15 protein-coding genes are annotated in these 16,063 nt (G+C 54.6%); 13 read left to right on the top strand and 2 right to left on the bottom strand.

Translation table 11 applies throughout. The features are described 5' to 3' along the window. The first annotated feature begins 86 nt into the window (after positions 1–86). Both otsB and otsA read left to right on the top strand, forming a co-directional pair. Positions 87–890 carry a trehalose-phosphatase gene (otsB, locus tag L383_RS14220; protein ID WP_023330744.1) on the top strand — a complete coding sequence of 268 codons (804 nt, stop codon included), beginning with the start codon at positions 87–89 and terminating at the stop codon, positions 888–890. Next, the gene (otsA, locus tag L383_RS14225) at positions 865–2,289 is read left to right on the top strand and encodes an alpha,alpha-trehalose-phosphate synthase (RefSeq protein WP_014884356.1); all 1,425 of its coding nucleotides are present in this window, start codon (positions 865–867) and stop codon (positions 2,287–2,289) included. The genes otsB and otsA overlap by 26 nt, the downstream gene beginning before the upstream one ends. 16 nt (positions 2,290–2,305) lie before the next feature. On the opposite strand, the gene uspC is transcribed toward otsA, so the two are convergent. After that, entirely contained in the window at positions 2,306–2,734 is a 429-nt protein-coding gene (gene uspC, locus L383_RS14230) for a universal stress protein UspC (RefSeq protein ID WP_014884355.1), read from the bottom strand. 793 nt (positions 2,735–3,527) lie between these two features. Here uspC and flhD point away from each other — a divergent pair. The 6 genes from flhD (at position 3,528) to cheW (ending at position 8,966) form a co-directional block, all read left to right on the top strand. Continuing rightward, a complete protein-coding gene (flhD, locus tag L383_RS14235; RefSeq protein WP_013096050.1) occupies positions 3,528–3,878 on the top strand; it encodes a flagellar transcriptional regulator FlhD in 351 nt (116 codons plus the stop codon). 2 nt (positions 3,879–3,880) lie between these two features. Beyond that, entirely contained in the window at positions 3,881–4,459 is a 579-nt protein-coding gene (flhC, locus tag L383_RS14240) for a flagellar transcriptional regulator FlhC (RefSeq protein WP_014884354.1), read from the top strand. 123 nt (positions 4,460–4,582) lie between these two features. After that, positions 4,583–5,470: a flagellar motor stator protein MotA gene (motA, locus tag L383_RS14245; protein ID WP_008500417.1), complete on the top strand. Its 888-nt coding sequence runs from the start codon at positions 4,583–4,585 to the stop codon at positions 5,468–5,470. Beyond that, positions 5,467–6,396 (top strand): flagellar motor protein MotB, encoded by a 930-nt coding sequence (gene motB, locus L383_RS14250; protein WP_014884353.1) that lies wholly within the window; start codon positions 5,467–5,469, stop codon positions 6,394–6,396. Before motA ends, motB begins: the two co-directional genes overlap by 4 nt. Positions 6,397–6,400: 4 nt before the next feature. Then, a complete protein-coding gene (cheA, locus tag L383_RS14255; RefSeq protein ID WP_023330743.1) occupies positions 6,401–8,443 on the top strand; it encodes a chemotaxis protein CheA in 2,043 nt (680 codons plus the stop codon). 19 nt (positions 8,444–8,462) lie between these two features. Then, positions 8,463–8,966 (top strand): chemotaxis protein CheW, encoded by a 504-nt coding sequence (cheW, locus tag L383_RS14260; protein WP_014884351.1) that lies wholly within the window; start codon positions 8,463–8,465, stop codon positions 8,964–8,966. A 103-nt stretch (positions 8,967–9,069) separates the two neighbouring features. On the opposite strand, the gene L383_RS14265 is transcribed toward cheW, so the two are convergent. Then, the gene (locus L383_RS14265) at positions 9,070–10,329 is read right to left on the bottom strand and encodes a dicarboxylate/amino acid:cation symporter (RefSeq protein WP_023330742.1); all 1,260 of its coding nucleotides are present in this window, start codon (positions 10,327–10,329) and stop codon (positions 9,070–9,072) included. 429 nt (positions 10,330–10,758) lie between these two features. Between L383_RS14265 and L383_RS14270 the strand changes: the two genes are divergently transcribed. From L383_RS14270 to L383_RS14290, 5 genes are read left to right on the top strand one after another with little or no spacing between them, the layout of a single operon-like run. After that, positions 10,759–11,331 (top strand): Csu type fimbrial protein, encoded by a 573-nt coding sequence (locus L383_RS14270; RefSeq protein ID WP_014884349.1) that lies wholly within the window; start codon positions 10,759–10,761, stop codon positions 11,329–11,331. Between the two features lie 12 nt (positions 11,332–11,343). After that, positions 11,344–11,892 (top strand): Csu type fimbrial protein, encoded by a 549-nt coding sequence (locus L383_RS14275; protein WP_032629056.1) that lies wholly within the window; start codon positions 11,344–11,346, stop codon positions 11,890–11,892. Positions 11,893–11,908: 16 nt separating this feature from the next. Further along, on the top strand, positions 11,909–12,667 hold the full coding sequence (locus tag L383_RS14280; protein ID WP_014884347.1) for a fimbrial biogenesis chaperone: 759 nt from the start codon (positions 11,909–11,911) through the stop codon (positions 12,665–12,667). Further along, positions 12,643–15,027: a fimbria/pilus outer membrane usher protein gene (locus L383_RS14285; protein ID WP_023330740.1), complete on the top strand. Its 2,385-nt coding sequence runs from the start codon at positions 12,643–12,645 to the stop codon at positions 15,025–15,027. The genes L383_RS14280 and L383_RS14285 overlap by 25 nt, the downstream gene beginning before the upstream one ends. After that, positions 15,024–15,986, top strand: a complete 963-nt coding sequence (locus L383_RS14290; protein WP_023330739.1) for a Csu type fimbrial protein — start codon at positions 15,024–15,026, stop codon at positions 15,984–15,986. The genes L383_RS14285 and L383_RS14290 overlap by 4 nt, the downstream gene beginning before the upstream one ends. Positions 15,987–16,063: the final 77 nt, after the last annotated feature.

Genomic DNA, 16,063 nt, shown 5'->3' with positions numbered 1-16,063 from the left:
GGCGAGCCCCATCACACTGTCTATACTTACATGGCTATGAAAGAGGTAAAGGCGTTTACCTCTCATCAACTGTAAGGAGGAAAAGGGTGGCTGACTCGTTAACTGCACCGCCTGTACTGCCCGGAAAATATGCTTTCTTTTTTGACCTCGACGGGACGCTCGCCGGGATCCAGCCGCATCCTGACGACGTGGTCGTACCGGATACGGTGTTAGAGAATTTGCAGCAGCTCTCTCGACTGAACGAGGGCGCATTGGCATTGATTTCAGGGCGCTCAATGGCCGAGCTGGATGTGCTCGCCAGTCCTTACCACTTTCCGCTAGCCGGTGTACACGGAGCGGAGCGCCGCGATATCCATGATCAACTGCATGTTGTATCACTCCCCGATACCTTAATTCAGGCGTTACACACTGAACTCTCCTCGGCGCTGGCGTCACTTCCGGGTACGGAACTGGAAGCGAAAGGCATGGCATTCGCCTTGCACTATCGGCAGGCACCGCATCACGAAGCAGCGATATTTGCGATTGCCCGTAGCGTGGTCGATGCACACCCGCAGCTCGCGCTACAGCCGGGGAAGTGTGTCGTTGAGATAAAACCTGAGGGCATTAATAAAGGTGCTGCTATTGCGGCGTTTATGGCGGAACCGCCATTTAAGGGACGTATACCGGTATTTTTAGGCGATGATCTGACCGACGAGGCCGGATTTCGCGTGGTGAATCAGGCCGGAGGGATCGCCATTAAGGTGGGGCCTGGTAACACTGTCGCAGAATGGCGTCTGGCAAATGTCGACGCCGTCTGGCAGTGGATATCTGATATCGCTAACCAGCAACAACAACAAATAGCGCAAAACAAAGGGGGAAACCATTATGGGTCGCTTAGTCGTCGTCTCTAACCGAATTGCACCGCCTGATGATAAAAAATCCAGTGCAGGTGGCCTGGCGGTAGGGGTGTTAGGTGCCTTGAAAGCTGCTGGTGGGCTGTGGTTTGGCTGGAGTGGTGAAATCAGTGAAGAAGAGAAACCGCTTAACAAAGTGACGCGTGGGAATATCACATGGGCATCCTTTGCGCTGAAAGAGAAAGACTATGACGAGTATTACTCGCAATTCTCCAACGCCGTGCTGTGGCCTGCGTTTCATTACCGTCTTGACCTGGTCAAATTCCAGCGTGAATCCTTCGAAGGGTACTCGCGCGTCAACGCGCTGCTGGCGGATAAACTGCTGCCTCTTATAGAGGAAGACGATATTTTATGGATCCACGATTATCACCTGCTGCCCTTCGCCCGAGAGCTGCGTAAAAGGGGGGTAAACAACCGGATTGGCTTCTTCCTGCACATACCGTTCCCGACGCCGGAGATCTTTACCGCACTGCCGCCGCATGAAGCGCTGCTGGAGGGGCTGTGTGATTACGATTTATTGGGCTTCCAGACCGAAAATGACCGCCTCGCGTTCCTGGATTCGGTGTCAGGTAAAACGCGACTGATGACAAAAGGCGGCAAGACCCATACGGCGTGGGGGAAAACCTTCCACACCGAAGTGTATCCGATTGGGATTGAACCCGACGAGATTGCGGATCAGGCTTCCGGCCCGCTGCCGCCGAAGCTGGCGCAGCTGAAGAATGAACTCAAGCATGTGAAGAATATCTTCTCGGTAGAGCGTCTGGATTATTCCAAAGGGCTACCGGAACGCTTCCTGGCCTATGAAACGCTGCTGGATAAATACCCTCAGCACCACGGTAAAATTCGTTATACACAGATAGCGCCAACGTCGCGCGGTGAAGTTCAGGCCTACCAGGATATTCGTCACCAGCTGGAGACGGAAGCGGGGCGCATCAATGGTCGCTATGGTCAGCTTGGCTGGACGCCGCTCTTTTACCTGAATCAGCATTTTGACCGCAAAATCCTGATGAAAGTCTTCCGCTATGCAGACGTGGGGCTGGTCACCCCGTTACGTGACGGGATGAACCTGGTGGCAAAAGAGTATGTGGCGGCTCAGGACCCGGCGGACCCGGGGGTACTGGTGCTTTCCCAGTTTGCCGGGGCGGCGAATGAGCTCACATCAGCGCTTATCGTGAACCCTTACGATAGGGATGACGTGGCTAATGCCCTCAACCGCGCGTTGACCATGCCGCTGACGGAGCGCATTTCACGCCATGCTGAGATGATGGAAACGATCCGTAAGAACGATATTAATCACTGGCAGGCGCGTTTTATTCAGGATCTCCGCGAAATAACGCCGCAAAGCCATGAAGGCGATCTGCAAAAAAAGATCGCAACATTCCCTAAACTCGCCTGATATTCCTCCGGGGGGTTTACGACCCCCCAAGCGGCACTAACAGCACATCAACCTGGCTTGACGCGACAATCGATTTTGCCGCGCAAGCTGCGCGAGATAAAAAGCTGTGGTTATGGTTCCCGCAAATTACTAAATCAATATTCTGTTTGCGACACATGTCGAGAATATGAGCATTAAGTTCACCGGTCGCAATTACGGTCTCGTAAACAGGATATTGTGCCTTTTCTACCAACTCTCGCAGAAATTGCTGTGTTTCTTCCTGCAATACCTCACGAATATCTTCCAGCATGGGGGCTGCCAGCTGATTATACATCTCGGGTTCGGCTGCAAGCGTGATGAGGCTAATGCGCGCATTGCTGGGCCTGGCGATGGACACGGCCCGGGAAACAAGCAGATGGCTTTCGGGAGAAACAGCAACAGATACAAGCAGATGGGAGTAACTCATGTCGCACTCCTTAGATGTCTGAAAGACAGCGTGTGATCACCATTACCGCGAATGACCAGGATCTGCAAGAGGGGATTACGACATTAGTGTGAAGCTTATCATAATTATTCATTAATTATTCTTATAAGAAGAATAACTGAAAAACGCGTCTAAATGAAAAAAATTAACAACTTAACGTAAATCACACAATTTCCCTCTTTTGCCGTTAAATCGTTTTAACCCGTTATAAACATATTTCGAATGATCACGCTCTGAAACAATTTTTATGGGCGGCTTGCATAACTCTATGTTTTTTCACGGTAAGAAAAATGTTTCCTTAAGATGAGCATCTTGTGAAGGATTCCGGGGCGCGCTCACGGCAGGAAAAGCACGATACATGCCAGTTCGCTTCACCCTTCTGCATGACTATTCGTCGATTAAGAATACAAAACTGTGCCAAATGGGCAAAAAATGAACAAACTACAAGTCATACTGATGGATTTATGGAGGATATTCACTTAAATTGTGTGACGTGGATCACATTTTTTTAAATTTGAGGGTGGCTGCATTGTATGTGGCAAATCTGACGAGTAGAGTTTGCGTCGAATTAGGAAAAATCTTAGTTATTTGTAAGAAATGATAAACCACGTAAGAGACGTTACTGCGTTTCGACTCTTGCGCGTTTCGATGAATACAAACCTAGATTCAACTATGCATTTAGCCTTTTCTTTTTATACCGGGTGATTTCCCGGCGACATCACGGGGTGCGGTCTTTCCGCATAAAAATAATAGTTGGTTATTCGGGATGGGAACAATGCATACATCCGAGTTGCTAAAACATATCTATGACATCAATTTGTCATATTTACTGCTCGCGCAGCGTTTAATTAGTCAGGACAAAGCGTCCGCGATGTTTCGTCTGGGTATTAACGAAGAAATGGCAACCATGCTGGGTGGTTTAACCCTCCCGCAGATGGTAAAACTGGCCGAAACGAATCAACTGGTTTGCCAGTTCCGTTTTGACAATCCGCAGACGATCACGCGTCTGACGCAGGAATCCCGTGTTGACGATCTGCAACAGATCCATACCGGTATTCTTCTCTCCACTCGCTTGCTTAACGAAATCAGCCAGCCTGATGACGCAGCCCGTAAGAAAAGGGCCTAGCAATGAGCGAGAAAAGCATTGTTCAGGAAGCGCGTGACATACAGCTTGCCATGGAGCTGATTACGCTGGGTGCTCGTTTACAAATGCTGGAAAGCGAGACTCAGCTGAGCCGTGGTCGCCTCATTAAACTGTATAAAGAGTTACGTGGTAGTCCCCCGCCGAAAGGCATGTTGCCGTTTTCGACAGACTGGTTTATGACGTGGGAGCAAAATATCCACGCATCGATGTTCTGTAACGCCTGGCAATACCTTCTGAAAACCGGTTTGTGTAGCGGCGTCGACGCCGTGATCAAAGCGTATAAACTTTACCTTGAACAATGCCCGCAGCAGGACGAAGGCCCCCTGCTGGCACTGACCCGCGCATGGACGCTGGTACGTTTTGTTGAGAGCGGAATGCTTGAATTGTCGCGCTGCAATTGCTGCGATGGCAATTTTATTACCCATGCTCATCAGCCTGTTGGCAGCTTCGCCTGTAGTTTATGCCAGCCTCCATCCCGCGCAGTAAAAAGACGTAAACTTTCCCGGGATGCTGCCGATATTATTCCACAACTGCTGGATGAACAGATCGAACAAGCTGTTTAACCCGAACGTGTGGGCAAGATTCCAGCAGCGGTAAGTCATTACCGCTGCTTTTTTTTACCCCTCAAACGGTAAACGCTACGAACTGAACGTCCTTGCCATAGTCACTAGCGGAAGGATGATGTCGTGCTTATCTTATTAGGTTACCTGGTAGTTCTCGGTACAGTTTTCGGCGGTTACATGATGACCGGCGGGCACCTTGGAGCACTCTATCAACCGGCTGAACTTATTATCATCGGCGGCGCAGGGGTAGGGGCTTTTATCGTTGGTAACAACGGCAAATCCATCAAGGGCACGTTGAAAGCCATTCCATTGCTGTTCCGTCGCTCGAAATATACCAAAAGCATGTATATGGATCTGCTGGCGCTGCTCTATCGCCTGATGGCGAAGTCACGTCAGCAGGGGATGTTCTCTCTTGAGCGGGATATTGAAAACCCGAAAGAGAGCGAAATTTTTGCCAGCTATCCGCGCATTCTGGCTGATGCCATGATGCTGGATTTCATCGTCGATTATCTGCGACTCATCATTAGCGGCAATATGAATACCTTCGAAATCGAAGCGCTGATGGATGAAGAGATCGAAACCCACGAAAGCGAATCTGAAGTGCCGGCCAACAGCCTGGCGCTGGTGGGTGACTCGCTTCCGGCTTTCGGTATCGTTGCGGCGGTGATGGGGGTGGTACATGCCCTGGCGTCGGCGGATCGTCCGGCGGCCGAACTGGGCGCGCTGATTGCCCATGCGATGGTAGGGACCTTCCTCGGTATTTTGCTGGCTTATGGTTTTATCTCTCCGCTGGCCAGCGTCCTGCGCCAGAAGAGCGCGGAAACCACAAAAATGATGCAGTGCGTGAAGATCACGCTGCTCTCAAACCTCAACGGTTATGCGCCGCCGATCGCGGTTGAATTTGGCCGTAAAACGCTTTACTCCAGCGAGCGTCCGTCGTTTATCGAACTTGAAGAACACGTGCGCGCGGTGAAAAACCCAAACCAACAGACGACAACTGAGGACGCATGAAAAACCAGTCCCATCCGATCGTCATCGTAAAAAAACGCAAGCACAAGGGCGGTGGGCATGGCGCGCACGGCTCGTGGAAAATCGCGTACGCCGACTTTATGACTGCAATGATGGCGTTCTTTCTGGTGATGTGGCTGATCTCCATCTCCAGCCCGAAAGAACTGATCCAGATTGCCGAATATTTCCGTACGCCGCTGGCGACGGCAGTGACCGGTGGGCCGCGTATCTCTAACAGCGACAGCCCCATTCCTGGCGGCGGTGATGATTACACCCAGCAGAAGGGTGAGGTGAAAAAAGAGCCGAACATCGACGAGCTGAAGAGGAAGATGGAACAGGCGCGTCTGAAAAAACTGCGTGGCGATCTCGATCAGCTGATTGAGGCTGACCCCAAACTGCGTGCGTTGCGACCGCACCTGAAAATCGATCTGGTGCAGGAAGGGTTGCGTATTCAGATCATTGATAGCCAGAACCGTCCGATGTTTAAAACCGGCAGCGCTGAGGTTGAGCCGTACATGCGCGATATTCTGCGCGCTATTGCACCGGTGCTGAACGGAATTCCTAACCGAATCAGCCTGTCAGGCCACACGGATGATTTCCCGTACGCCAGTGGGGAGAAGGGATACAGCAACTGGGAGCTTTCTGCCGATCGTGCCAACGCCTCGCGTCGCGAGCTGGTGGCCGGTGGGCTTGATGATGGCAAGGTACTGCGCGTGGTCGGCATGGCAGCAACCATGCGCGTCTCCGACCGCGGGCCGGATGACGCCATCAACCGTCGTATCAGTCTTTTAGTGCTGAACCAGCAGGCGGAGCAGGCCATCCTGCATGAAAACGCCGAAAGTCAGAATGAGTCACTGGACGATTTAAAACAGCCTGGGGCCGTTCCTTCGGCTGCCGTTCCAACATCGCCACCAGCCAATCCGAGGTGATAGCGTGAGCATGGATATTAGCGATTTTTACCAGACATTCTTTGATGAAGCCGACGAATTGTTGGCCGATATGGAGCAACATTTGCTCGACCTGGTGCCCGAAGCACCGGACTCCGAGCAGCTCAATGCCATCTTCCGTGCGGCGCATTCCATTAAGGGCGGAGCCGGAACGTTTGGATTTACCATCCTGCAGGAAACAACCCATTTAATGGAAAACCTGCTGGATGAAGCACGACGCGGTGAGATGCAGCTCAATACCGACATTATCAACCTGTTTTTGGAAACCAAAGATATTATGCAGGAACAGCTCGACGCCTATAAAAGTTCGGCAGAGCCTGATGCCGCCAGCTTTGAATATATCTGCAATGCGCTTCGCCAGCTCGCTCTGGAAGCAAAAGGTGAGGTCGCAGCAGCCGTTGTCCCTGCTGCAAAACTGAGCGTTGTCGATGCGGTTGGTGCCGGTGAAACCGCGCCAGCCGCTGCGCAAGCGGGCAAATTGCGTGTTGTGCTTTCACGCCTGAAAGAGAATGAGGTTAACCTGCTGGAAGAAGAGCTGGGTAACCTGGCGACGTTAAGCAATGTCGTGAAAGGCAAAGACAGCCTCGCCGCTACGCTTGATGACGGGATTGGTCAGGACGATATCGTGGCGGTGCTGTGCTTTGTGATTGAAGCCGACCAGATTGCCTTCGAAACCGAAACCGAAACCGCCGAAGCGGGAGCTCCAGTAGCGCAGGAAGAGGTGGCCGTCATCGCTCAGGCTCCGACCCCGGCTGTCGCGCCTGCGGCCCCGGCGCTGAAAGCGGTGCCAAAAGACGCTGCTGCACCTGCACGTGGTGAAAAACCGGCCGCGCGCTCCAGCGAATCCACCAGCATTCGCGTTGCCGTTGAGAAGGTTGACCAGCTGATCAACCTGGTGGGCGAACTGGTGATCACCCAGTCGATGCTGGCACAACGTTCTAATGAACTGGACCCGGTTACCCATGGCGATCTGATCACCAGCATGGGTCAGTTACAACGTAACGCCCGCGATCTGCAGGAATCGGTCATGTCCATCCGTATGATGCCGATGGAATATGTCTTCAGCCGCTTCCCGCGCCTGGTACGCGATCTCGCGAGCAAACTGAATAAACAGATTGAACTGACGCTGATGGGTAGCTCCACCGAGCTGGATAAGAGCCTGATCGAGCGCATCATCGACCCGTTAACGCACCTCGTGCGTAACAGCCTCGACCACGGTATTGAACTGCCGGAAAACCGCATTGCTGCCGGAAAATCGCCGGTGGGCAATTTGATTCTCTCTGCGGAACATCAGGGCGGGAATATTTGCATCGAAGTGACCGATGACGGCGCGGGTCTTAACCGCGAGCGTATTCTGGCGAAGGCGATTTCGCAGGGCATGGCGGTCAACGAAAACATGACCGATGAAGAAGTGGGGATGCTGATCTTCGCGCCCGGCTTCTCTACCGCAGAGCAGGTGACTGACGTTTCCGGGCGCGGCGTCGGCATGGACGTGGTGAAACGTAACATCCAGGAGATGGGCGGCCACGTTGAGATCCAGTCTAAGCAGGGTTCCGGCACCACCATTCGCATCCTGCTTCCGCTGACGCTGGCGATCCTCGACGGGATGTCCGTGAAAGTGGCAGACGAAGTGTTCATTCTTCCGCTGAACGCGGTGATGGAATCCCTGCAGCCACGTGAAGAAGATCTGCATCCGCTGGCGGGCGGTGAGCGCGTGCTCGAAGTGCGCGGGGAATATCTGCCGCTGGTGGAACTGTGGAAAGTGTTCGAAGTGGACGGCGCGAAGACAGAGGCCACGCAGGGCATCGTTGTGATCCTGCAAAGTGCGGGCCGTCGCTATGCGCTGCTGGTTGATCAGCTGATTGGTCAGCATCAGGTGGTGGTGAAGAACCTCGAAAGCAACTACCGCAAAGTGCCTGGTATTTCTGCCGCGACCATTCTGGGTGATGGTAGCGTGGCGCTGATCGTCGATGTGTCGGCGCTTCAGGGATTAAATCGTGAACAACGTGTGGCGTACACAGCCGCCTGATTAAGTAGAAGGTAAAAACATGACCGGTATGAGTAATGTAACGAAACTGGCGGGCGAGCCATCAGGGCAGGAATTCCTGGTATTCACTTTAGGCGATGAGGAGTACGGCATCGATATCCTTAAAGTGCAGGAAATTCGTGGTTACGATCAGGTTACCCGCATCGCTAACACACCTGCTTTTATTAAAGGTGTCACCAACCTGCGCGGCGTCATTGTGCCCATCGTCGATCTGCGCGTGAAGTTCAGCCAGGGCGACGTTGACTACAATGACAACACCGTGGTGATCGTCCTGAACCTGGGGCAGCGCGTGGTGGGTATCGTGGTGGATGGCGTATCTGACGTGCTCTCTCTGACCTCTGACCAGATTCGCCCTGCGCCGGAGTTTGCGGTCACCCTGTCGACCGAATACCTGACCGGTCTGGGTGCGCTCGGCGAGCGTATGCTGATTCTGGTGAACATTGAGAAGCTGCTGAACAGCGAAGAGATGGCGCTGCTGGATATCGCGGCGAATCACGTAGCGTAGGTAAATGCAAAACGGCAACCCGGTTGCCGTTTTTTATGTTTGCTCCCTCTCCCTGTGGGAGAGGGTCGGGGTGAGGGCATCAGGCCTCACCCCTTTCATATCCTTACGCTTCCTGCTTTACCAGCTCAGCTTCCACTTCCCGCGCCCCTTCATTCTGCGACAGCATCGCGGTCGCAATCCCGTTCCCCAGCACGTTAATGGCTGAACGCCCCATATCCAGGAAGTGGTCGATCCCCATCAGCAGCAGAATGCCCGCTACCGGGATATTAAAACTTGGAATGGTCGCAGCCAGCACCACCAGGGACGAACGCGGTACGCCCGCAATCCCCTTTGACGCCAGCATCAGGGTTAACATCAGTACCGTTACCTCTGAGAAACTCAGGTGAATGTTATACGCCTGGGCGATAAACATCGACGCGAACGAACAGTACACCATCGACCCCACCAGGTTGAAGGAGTAGCCAATTGGCAGAACAAAAGAGGCGATATTGCGTGAGCAGCCAAAACGCTCCAGTTGCTCCAGCGTTTTAGGGTAGGCGGCTTCAGAACTGCTGGTGGTGAACGCCACCAGTACCGGGTCTTTCAACATGCTGACCAGGCGAAACACCTCTTTTTTCAAAACCATATAGCCCACGGCGAGCAATACCAGGCAGGTGAGAAGGATGGCAACATAGTAACCGCCAATAAAGGAGGCATAGTTCAACAGAATGCCTAAGCCCTGAGTGGCAATGACGGAGGAGATCGCCGCAAAGATGGCCAGCGGCGCAACGTACATCACGTAACCGGTTACCTTCAGCATGATATGGGAAACCACATCCAGCGCGGCAACCAGCGGCGCGTTGAATTTCTGCCCCAGCGACGCACCGCCGATACCGAAGAACATTGAGAACACCACAATCTGCAGGATCTCATTGTTCGACATCGCGCCTGCGATACTGGTTGGAATAGTGTGAGACAGAAACGCTTTCAGCGTCATGCCTCCAACGGCCAGACCGGTATCTACCGCCTCGGTTGGGATCGTCAGGTTCAGACCACTTCCCGGATGCTCCAGCGTGACGATAAACAGTCCGACCAGAATGGAGAGCACCGATGAGCTGATAAACCACACCATCGCTTTACCGCCAACGCGGCCAATGGTGGAGGTTTCGCCCAGTTTCATAATGCCGACGGTCAGCGTACTGAAGACCAAGGGCGCAATCACCATTTTGATCAGACGAAGGAAAATGTCGGTCAGCAGGGTAATATTATCCGACCAGGCTTTAATGGCATCCGCAGATGCGTATTCATGAATTGCTGCCCCTGAAAGAATACCCGCCAGCATGAATATCACGATGAAGAGTGTGAGTTTGTTTGCACTTGCCACGAAAAAAGACCCTCTATGCGCTTTAGATGTCGCCCGCGCCGATACATATAGATTTTTTATTACTGCGCGGGAAATTATTCGGCACATAAATTGACGCAAAGTGTAGGGGGATACAACAAGTTTTTAAGTTTTATTAATTTTGTTGTTAATGTGCAGACGATATATTGTGACGCTTATCACATTTTTGCGGATATATCCTCAGCCTGCGCGCCCGAATATTCTTTTAATTCGGTTTAACTTTCTGTTTTTAAAATATAAATGCTGTCAATAAGACATAGGTTGTGACTACCCTGCGTCGGGTGGTCGAAGCGATATCCGTAAACTAAATTCTCAATAACCCCCTCAGAGGAACGTTAAGCGGGGCTAACATCTTGAACGTTAAAAATAAAATGTTGCAAGGGAACGGAGACGTCTTCTGGAGGGTGGTAAATGAAAAGAAAACTCCTTTTGATCTGTGCAGGCACATTACTGACTACGACCGTAGTCCATCAGGCACTGGCCGTTACCAGCAGCGGCACCATCGGGGCGACGCTGACGCTGACAAACGGCTGCCTGATAAACGGATCGCCCACGCAAAGTGGTATTAACTTCGGGACGCTCGATTTTGGTACCCATCCCGCAACGTTTTCCACCCTTACGACGCAGTTGAGCGGCGCCAGCGGCGGAAACACCTTTACCGTCCAGTGTACGACCGCCAGCTATACGGTCGCGATAACCGGCAATACCCATTCCACCGCCCCTGGATCCGTGGTGGGGTCGCCAGGGACGCCTGAGCGCTACCTGGTCAATACGGCCAACGCGGCACAGGGCGTGGCTTATAGCCTGTACAGCGACAGCGGGTTCAACTCTGTGATTGCCAATAACACCGCGTTGCCGATCGCGTCTACGGCAGGTGGGGTCGACAGTTATACCCTGTACGGCCGCATTACCGGAGGCGGGAACAGCGTAACGGTGGTACCCGGGACCTATACCGACACGATTAACGTCAGCGTGACCTATTAGATCTGCACTGCCATGAAGGCCCCTTTTACAGGTCTGCGCAAACGCGCAGAGGGAAGCGTGCAGCCTTTTTTCGCGCTGATCGTCGGGCTGTTGCTGATACCTGCTGCGGGGGCGGTGACATCGCAGTCCTTTAAGGTCAGCGCGACCATTGTACCGGGGTGCGCGGTGGCCACCGGTAGCGGGGGGCTTCTCGGTACGCTGGATTTTGGCACCCATAACGGGGTGGAAAGCGCGCCAGTCAGTACCAGCTTTGTGCCAAACGGGGCGTTGTCTATCGCCTGTACGCCGGGCGTGGCGCTGAGCATGAGCATTAATGGCGGTCAAAATTATTCATCCGTCCGTCGGATGAAGCGGTCCGGAGGAACAGAACTGGTGCCGTACCGGCTCTACAGCAGCAGCTCGCTGGCCGCCAACAGCGAAATTGGCGTTAACCAGGCAATACCGGTGACCTATACCAACAGCAATAACATCGCGCTGCCGCTGTTTGGCGTGGCGCTACTGACCGGCTTTAGCCCGGCAGGAACCTATTCCGATCAGCTCACCGTGACCTTGTCATGGTAATAAAGGGAGAGAGTCGATGAAGCCATTGTTCCGGCAGTTGTGTCTGGCGGGTGTTTTATCAGGCGTCGCGGCCACAGGCGAGGCGCAGGCGGCGGCCACCATTCTGCTCTGGCCCATCGATCCCTGGCTTGCCGCAGATGCCAACGCCACGGAGCTGTGGATCCAGAACCAGGGAAACAGCGCAACGACGATGCAGGTGCGTATTGTGCGCTGGAAGCAGGAGGGGGGATACGAACGCTACAGCGCGCAGCAGGACGTGGTCGCCAGCCCGCCCATTGTCACCATTCAGAAAGGCAATAAACAGCTGATTCGCCTTATCAAACAGAGCGCAGTCCCTGTCGGGGTCGAACAAGCTTACCGCATTATTGTTGATGAAATTCCCCAGCCCGACGCGAAAGCCGAACCCTCCATCGGCCTTAAATTACAGATGCGCTATTCCATTCCGCTGTTTGTCTACGGACAGGGTATCCCGACCCTTAAAGAGGGGGCGCATCATGCCCTGGCCGAGACCCGAAACCTGAGCTGGCGCGTGACCCACGAGGGAGGACAGCCTGCATTACAGGTACGTAATCAGGGGGATGTGCATGTCAGATTAAGCCAGGTGTCACTGGAGCAGGGCGGACAGAAACGCACCGTAGCGGAGGGATTACTGGGTTACGTCCTCCCGGGCAGCACCCGCAGCTGGCCAATACCCGCTGGCGTTCGTCAGCCGGACCGGATGAGCGCGCAGATTAATGCCAGGGATGAACAATGGCAGTCGACGCCCGTCAACTGAAGCCGGCAATGATGCTACTGCTTTGCGTCAGCACCACAATCTGGGCCGATCCCGGTGACGACAGTTTACCGCCGCCTCCTCAGGCGCAGGCGGTAAATGATGAGGCGGTTTTCCAGCTTGCCCTCGTGCTCAACCACTACGACACCGGTCTGGTGGTACCCGTGACGCAACGTAACGGCGCTTTCTTTATCTCCAGCGCCGATTTGCTGCGCGCGGGGCTCCCCCCGGAGCATGTGCCCGCCGGCGAGGTGAATCTCGCCTCACTAAGTCAGGTTCGTGTGGCGTATGACAGTGCCGCACAGCGCCTGTTGCTGACCGTTCCCCGCGACTGGATCAGTGCCCGGGTGACGCCTTTCAGTGCCCAAACGGCGCAGACCAAACCGCACTATGGGCGCGGGGCGCTGCTGAATTACGATCTGTATACCAACCACACGGAACATATCGGCGGTCAGGCGTCGCTCTGGCATGAATTCCGCTACTTCAACGAGAACGGCTCGTTCTCCTCCACCGGCTACGCCCGGAAAAATTTCACCGGAAACGACGGTCAACAGGAAGGGTATGTTCGCTATGACACGACGCTGCTGATAACCCGTGAGGATGACGCGACCACCTTGAGCGCGGGGGACGTGATCAGCGATGCCCTGAGCTGGACCTCCAGCGTGCGGATGGGCGGTATTAGCTACGGACGTGATTTCTCCCTGCGCCCGGACCTGGTGACATGGCCGCTGCCGGAGTTTTCGGGAGAAGCCGCGGTGCCTACCTCGGTGGATCTGTTTATCAACGGCTATCGCTCTGGCTCAACCCAGCTTCAGCCTGGCCCCTTCACCCTGACCAATCTGCCCTATATCAACGGTGCCGGGGATGCGGTGCTGGTCACCACCGATGCGCTGGGCCGTCAGGTGAGTACCACGCTACCGTTTTATGTCACCAGCGATTTGCTCAAACAAGGGCTGAGTGACGGCGCCGTGACGCTCGGCAGCCTCCGCCGTAACTATGGCATCAGGAACTTTGACTACGGTCCTGCTGCCGGTAGCGGCTCGTATCGCTACGGGGTGACCGACTGGCTGACGCTGGAGGGCCATGCGGAAGGGGCGCAGGAGCTGGCGCTGGGCGGGGCGGGGACGGTGATCAAACTCGGCCAGTTTGGCGTAGTGAACACCTCTTACTCACAAAGCCGCATGCGCGGAGACAACGGCGGGCAAATCAACTGGGGTTACCAGTACAATACCAGCGAGTTCAGCGTGGCCACCCAGCACACGCGTCGCGATCGCGGTTTTGGCAATCTTGCCCTTTATGACCAGCCGACGGTGTATGACGAAAACGACAAACCCATCGCCAGCTTTAGCCGCAATACGGACCAGTATTCCCTGACGTTTAATATGGGGCAGTACGGCAATATTGGCGCGGCCTGGATCGGCGTAGAGAGCTTTGACGGCCAAAAAACGGAGCTGCTGAATCTCTCATGGAGCCGAAATCTGTGGGGCGCAAGCAGTATTTACCTGGCCGGCAGCCGGGACCAGCAGCGGGGGGACTGGACGGTTGCGCTCTCGCTGCAGGTGCCGCTGGGCGCACGCGACAGCGCTGCCGTCACCGTTGAGAACACCCCGGATGCGGGCAGCACGCAGCGGATTAACTATAACCACTCCATGCCTTCTGACGGTGGTTTTAGCTGGAACATGGCCTGGGCAAATCAGTCAAAATCCAGTGATTATCAGCAGGGTACGCTGGGCTGGCGCAATAACAACATCGAACTGCAGGGCGGTGGCTACGGCGAAAGAGACACCATGACCTGGTGGGGCGAGGCAATGGGCGCGATTGTCCTGATGGACGGAGAGCTGTTTGCGGCGAACAAAATCAACGATGCGTTTGTGGTGATCAGCACCGACGGTCATCCGGACGTGCCCGTCAGCTATGAGAACCAACCCGTGGGTAAAACGAATAACAACGGTTACCTGCTGGTCAGCGGGGTGTCGGCGTATTACCCGGCAAGCTACCGGATTGATACGCTGAATCTGCCTGCGGATACCCGGCTGAAAGAGACAGAGCGGCGGATTGCCATCCGTCGTCACAGCGGTTATCTGGTGGATTTCCCGATGGAGCAGGAGAGAGTGGCAAGCGTCATTCTGCATGATGCGCGAGGGCAAGCGATTCCGGTTGGAAGCCAGGTGCGGCGAGCCTCGCGCAGTAATGCGGTGGTGGGCTATGACGGGATCGCCTGGCTGGAGAATCTCAGCGACGTCAATCCGCTTGAGGTGATCACGCCTGCCGGGAAGCGCTGCACGGCGACCCTGAACGTGGGGCCTAATCCGCAGCATAAGCTGCAAACCTACGGTCCGCTGGTGTGTCGGGAGGGCCCGTGAAACGCTGGCTGCTGTTGATGCTGCTGCTGTTCTCCGGCGGGGGCTGGGCGGCGTGTACCATCAGTACGGTCAATGCCTCGTTTGGTAGCGTCACGTCGTTTGCGCTTAGCGGAACCGGGGAGGTGGAAACCACCGGTACGCTGGTAGTGGCATGCGATGCGGTACTGAATATTCTGACCAACGATTCGGTGACGTTGAATTACACCGCGGCGTCGGTTTCGGGCAACAGCCGCGCCAACCTGAAACGCACCGACGACACGAGTATTACGGATGTGATCCCCACCCGGCTGTGTGGATTATCGGGTTGTGCGAGCAGTAGCGAAGTGCAGATAAGTAAATCGTATACCTGGAGCGGTAACACCCTGCTGGGGTTGCTTGGCTCAAAGCGGTACAACATACCGCTCTATTTTCGCACCGTCGCCGGGCAAAACGTGACGGCCGGGCCTTACCAGGTGCTGTTGACCTTCAGCATCAATTACAACGTCTGTGCCGTCGGTCTTGGAAGCCTTTGTACGTCTCCCCAGTCGGGAACCGCAACAACCAGTATTCTGCTGAACATGACCGTCACCAATGACTGCAGCGCCATGACCACGCCGGACGTGAACTTTAACAGCGCGCCGCTGGTGCAAAGTTTCCCCACCGTCTCGCAGGCCATTGCCGTGACCTGTACTAAAGGCAGCACCTACACCATTGGCATTAATAATGGTGCCAACGCCCTGAACAACGTACGGCGTATGGTGAGCGGCAGCAACTTCCTCAGTTATGACATTTATAAAGAAGCCACCACCAACCGCTGGGGCGGCAGCGGTGCCGAACGCTGGACCAGCGCGACCGCGTCCCAGGTCAGCACCGACGGTTTACTGCGCACCTACAACTACACCGCGAAGGTCCTGACCAGTCAGACTACGCCTCCCGCTGGCACCTACACCGATACGCTGATTGTTGACGTCGCGTTTTAGTCCACGCTTTTCCCTTTCGCAAATGTAAAGTTCCTGTGGCCTGTGCCGATAACACCGTTAATAAATCTATGAGAAGG

The organism is Enterobacter sp. MGH 37 (assembly GCF_000534515.1).
Classification (GTDB): domain Bacteria; phylum Pseudomonadota; class Gammaproteobacteria; order Enterobacterales; family Enterobacteriaceae; genus Enterobacter; species Enterobacter kobei.
Note: the sequence above shows the minus strand (reverse complement) of the source record. Positions and strands in the feature narration are given on the sequence as shown.

Excerpts from the sequence above, each read along its gene's own strand:
- otsA (WP_014884356.1), top strand. The coding sequence starts at position 865 with ATGGGTCGCTTAGTCGTCGTCTCTAACCGAATTGCACCGCCTGATGAT.
- uspC (WP_014884355.1), bottom strand. The coding sequence starts at position 2,734 with ATGAGTTACTCCCATCTGCTTGTATCTGTTGCTGTTTCTCCCGAAAGC.
- flhD (WP_013096050.1), top strand. The coding sequence starts at position 3,528 with ATGCATACATCCGAGTTGCTAAAACATATCTATGACATCAATTTGTCA.
- flhC (WP_014884354.1), top strand. The coding sequence starts at position 3,881 with ATGAGCGAGAAAAGCATTGTTCAGGAAGCGCGTGACATACAGCTTGCC.
- motB (WP_014884353.1), top strand. The coding sequence starts at position 5,467 with ATGAAAAACCAGTCCCATCCGATCGTCATCGTAAAAAAACGCAAGCAC.
- cheW (WP_014884351.1), top strand. The coding sequence starts at position 8,463 with ATGACCGGTATGAGTAATGTAACGAAACTGGCGGGCGAGCCATCAGGG.
- L383_RS14270 (WP_014884349.1), top strand. The coding sequence starts at position 10,759 with ATGAAAAGAAAACTCCTTTTGATCTGTGCAGGCACATTACTGACTACG.
- L383_RS14275 (WP_032629056.1), top strand. The coding sequence starts at position 11,344 with ATGAAGGCCCCTTTTACAGGTCTGCGCAAACGCGCAGAGGGAAGCGTG.
- L383_RS14280 (WP_014884347.1), top strand. The coding sequence starts at position 11,909 with ATGAAGCCATTGTTCCGGCAGTTGTGTCTGGCGGGTGTTTTATCAGGC.
- L383_RS14285 (WP_023330740.1), top strand. The coding sequence starts at position 12,643 with ATGGCAGTCGACGCCCGTCAACTGAAGCCGGCAATGATGCTACTGCTT.